The 3,529-nt window shown below is 27.7% G+C and carries 6 protein-coding genes; all 6 read right to left on the bottom strand.

Annotated features, from left to right (window positions below; translation table 11 throughout):
• The coding region (locus MR593_RS08455; RefSeq protein ID WP_290691851.1) for an ABC transporter permease at positions 1 to 350 on the bottom strand (350 nt) is incomplete at its 3' end.
• Positions 351 to 407: 57 nt separating this feature from the next.
• Positions 408 to 899 carry a hypothetical protein gene (locus MR593_RS08460; protein ID WP_290691853.1) on the bottom strand — a complete coding sequence of 164 codons (492 nt, stop codon included), beginning with the start codon at positions 897 to 899 and terminating at the stop codon, positions 408 to 410.
• 288 nt (positions 900 to 1,187) lie between these two features.
• Positions 1,188 to 1,916, bottom strand: coding sequence for a hypothetical protein (locus MR593_RS08465; RefSeq protein ID WP_290691855.1), 729 nt, complete (start codon positions 1,914 to 1,916; stop codon positions 1,188 to 1,190).
• Positions 1,917 to 1,992: 76 nt separating this feature from the next.
• Positions 1,993 to 2,115, bottom strand: coding sequence for a hypothetical protein (locus tag MR593_RS08470; protein WP_290691857.1), 123 nt, complete (start codon positions 2,113 to 2,115; stop codon positions 1,993 to 1,995).
• Between the two features lie 47 nt (positions 2,116 to 2,162).
• Positions 2,163 to 2,429 carry a PqqD family protein gene (locus MR593_RS08475; RefSeq protein WP_290691859.1) on the bottom strand — a complete coding sequence of 89 codons (267 nt, stop codon included), beginning with the start codon at positions 2,427 to 2,429 and terminating at the stop codon, positions 2,163 to 2,165.
• 89 nt (positions 2,430 to 2,518) lie between these two features.
• On the bottom strand, positions 2,519 to 3,529 hold a 1,011-nt coding region (locus MR593_RS08480), incomplete at its 5' end, for a nucleotidyltransferase domain-containing protein (RefSeq protein WP_290691861.1).

The raw sequence follows: 3,529 nt of genomic DNA on the forward strand, positions 1-3,529 counted from the left end.
ACCTTGCCGAAAATAGCTGCATTAGTCAAAAAAGTAGAGGATATCTGGCTCAAGCAAGCAGAAAAATAAACCCAAATTATATTACCAGCCATATAAAATATGAACTGTGGCACAGAATCTGTAGATATACTAGCTATGTATCCAAATATAATAGTAAACATCGTAGTTGTAAGAAGTGGGTTTATCACAATCCACAACGGTCCTAGTATAGTTTGCTTGTACATAGTAGTGAAATTTCTCTTAGTCAAAAGAAATATTAGGTCCTTGTACTCTAATATTTCCTTTAAATTAAGTTTAAAAAAACTATCCTCAGATCTTATAATTTTCGTCCATTCTTGCTTATCTGCCATCATATCCTCCACTGTTATACTTCCGTATTTTATGTAAGTTTTCCTCGTGTATACTATCTATTTCCATCCATCGCTCCATCCGTCACCGTCTTCATCTTTTACTTCAGAATGTTTTGATGAATTGTTCTTTTTGTTTGAAGAACTGTTTTTCTTTTCTGAAGAGCTGTCCTTTGAAGAACTATCTTTTTTATCTGATGATTTTTTAGATGAACTATCCTTTTTAGTACTAGATTTAGTATTAGAATCCTCCCATGATGAATCATATTCTACAGCATTATCTTCAGCCTTTGAATCATTAGATTTTTTTGTTGATTGTTTTTTGTCACTGCTAGTGCTACTGCTGTCTTTATCTTCTGTTTTATCTGCATCTTTGTCTTCTGAGTCTTTCTTATCTTCTGTAGTGTCTTTATCTTCTGAAGAACTATCTTGAGTTGATGTTTGTTCTGTCGGTTTTTTAGTTGTATCTGATGAATCCTTTGAAGATGAGTTGCATCCTACAACAGATATACTTAGCATAAGCGCTATTAAAATTGTTATTATTTTTTTCATAATTCTTCTCCTTTTGTGTAATGTTTAAGATACAATACCTATAAATCAATTTTATAGATATTGTATCTTTTTTAGCAAATTAAATTATTATAATATTTTAATTTTTTGTAACCTAAGTAATTATATTCTTAGTGCCATGGATTTTCTGGATCTATAATCCATCCGCTAGGATTTATATAAGCAACAGATTCTTGTACTTCGAATTCTACTACTTCTATTTCAGGTTCTATAAATTCTTTTTTCATAAGAAAATTCCCCTTCCTCAAATTTTAAAAATATTAAAATAGATTAATTTCTAGACATAGTCTCATATGACAGTTTAGCAGCCTCTTCACTTATATTACATCCCATTTTATAAATTTTGATTTTGCTAAAAATTTTGTCTATCATATTTAAAAGTAAATCCATATGTTTTTTGTCCCTAGGCTTATAAGTCTGTGTCAAAAACAATGAAATTGCTTCTACTCTAGAAGTCTCTCTAATCCAATTTTCATCACTTCTGCATATAAATGTAATTGCTTTTAATTTAAACTTATCATTTACACTTATATCGTATTTTCCACTCCAAGGAGTTCCATATACATATAATTCTCCATCTACTTCTCTAATACATGGCTTATCATCATTTACTATAACTGCTTTGTCTTTAAAATAATCTAACCACAGAGAAGTATGAGTAGATTTACCTGTACCACTATGTGCGGAAAATAGATAAGCTTTTCCATCTACTGCAACAGCTGATGAATGCAAAACACAGCCATTATGTTCCAATATTTTTTTAGCAAAACTACTTCCATAAAAACCATATTTAAAGTCATCCACAGGAAATGCTTCTCTCTTATAATTATTCTTTTCTATGCATCTTTCATATGAATTCAGAATTTCAAATTCTTCAAATTTTAATTCAAAATCAGGTTTTCCATCATAATTATATAAATATTTTTCTGCTTGTATTTCTGTTCTATTCCCACTATTTTCCATAATTATATTCATGTCTGCAATTTTATATTTTCCCATAACAACTCCTTTTTATAAGCTATGCCAAAGACATAGCTTATAATCTTTGTACTTAACTAAACATTTCAAAATAGGTTTACCAGCCCCAACTTGGATTTGGCTCAACTGGATTTTCTGGATCATCATCGTCAAAAGCTATTCCTTCAAAAACTTCGAATTCAACAACTTCTACTTCTGGTTCCATAAATTCTCTTCTCATTTTACCATTCCTCCTATTAAAACTAATATCTATATCACATGAATTAATTAAAAGCTCAAGCATCCTATTTCGTTTAATTTAGAAATAAACTTTTCAACAGAAACGCGGGCTCTTTCATAATCCACGTCATATTCTTCAGTTAATCTTTTTATCAATTCTTCTTTAGTTATATCATTTTCTAGCTGCTTCCATAAAAATGCAGCAGATTCATTTAAATTTATCATCGCATTCATATTTTCAGCAGATTCACCTGTTGCAACAACAACATTTAGACCTGCTACCTCTTTCATGTAAAAATCATCATTTATTTTCATTTTTATCATCTCCCATTTTGTATATACTTTTATTTTACTGCATATATGTAAATTTTGTCAGTATAATATTAGTAGTACTACTTTTACTACTATAAACCTAATTTATTCATTGTATCTTTCTGTTCATCAATTTTTTTATTACTTTTCAAAATAGATAAAATATATCCTATACTACTCATGCCTCTAGACTTAATTTGATCAAACCATCTATAAATCCAAGCAAATACTATTAAGTATTTTCTATCTTTTAAAAATGAATATCTATTAATCTTTATCAATTCTTCATATGGTGGAAAAATCATACATCTCAAAGTATTAATTAAACTACTTCTATAATCTTGTTGATCATTTTTTATATCATTTCTAATCTTTGCAATTCTAAAATTTGAATTATTAAAACCAAAAGTTCCACCAAGCAAAATATTTTCACATAATTTATTATAGAAATCTTGTTCTATATCATAAGAAAAATCTATTTTTGTGTCGAACCATTTATTACAAAGTATTAATATATTTTCAGTAAACAATTTCAAATCTAACTTTTCTAACTCATTCCATATATAATTCCAATCTAATCTATCTCCAAATTTATTTATGTAAACAGCAATGTCCATAATCATTCTTACTCCACATCCACAGTTATAAAAATGCTTTGCAATATGAACTAGATTATATATTAAATGATATTCCTTATCTAAGATATAGCAATTTTCACCTCTAAAACGCTCAATATGTGACCATGCATCTGAAAAATATTCTTTTAAATTTACATCCTCTTTAAATTCATTTTCTATCAAACTTGTATGAATCTCTATATACGATTTATTTTTTCTGTAATCCCAGACATTTGAATCCTTTATTGAATTCTTATACCCTAATTTTAGCATAATTTCATGGGATTTTTCTCTATCATCTGGCTTAATTAAAATATCAATATCAGACATACTTCTATACTCAGGAGAAGGATAATAATCTTTTAAAACATATCCTTTTATAATAATATGATCTAACTTTTCTTTCTTAAAATTATTTATTAATTTTTCTGCATAATTTTCAATAACTGTACTATGTTGAATATATAGTAAAAATTTGTTTTTAGA

Source organism: Intestinibacter sp. (assembly GCF_022780145.1).
In the GTDB taxonomy this organism is placed as follows: Bacteria; Bacillota; Clostridia; order Peptostreptococcales; family Peptostreptococcaceae; genus Intestinibacter.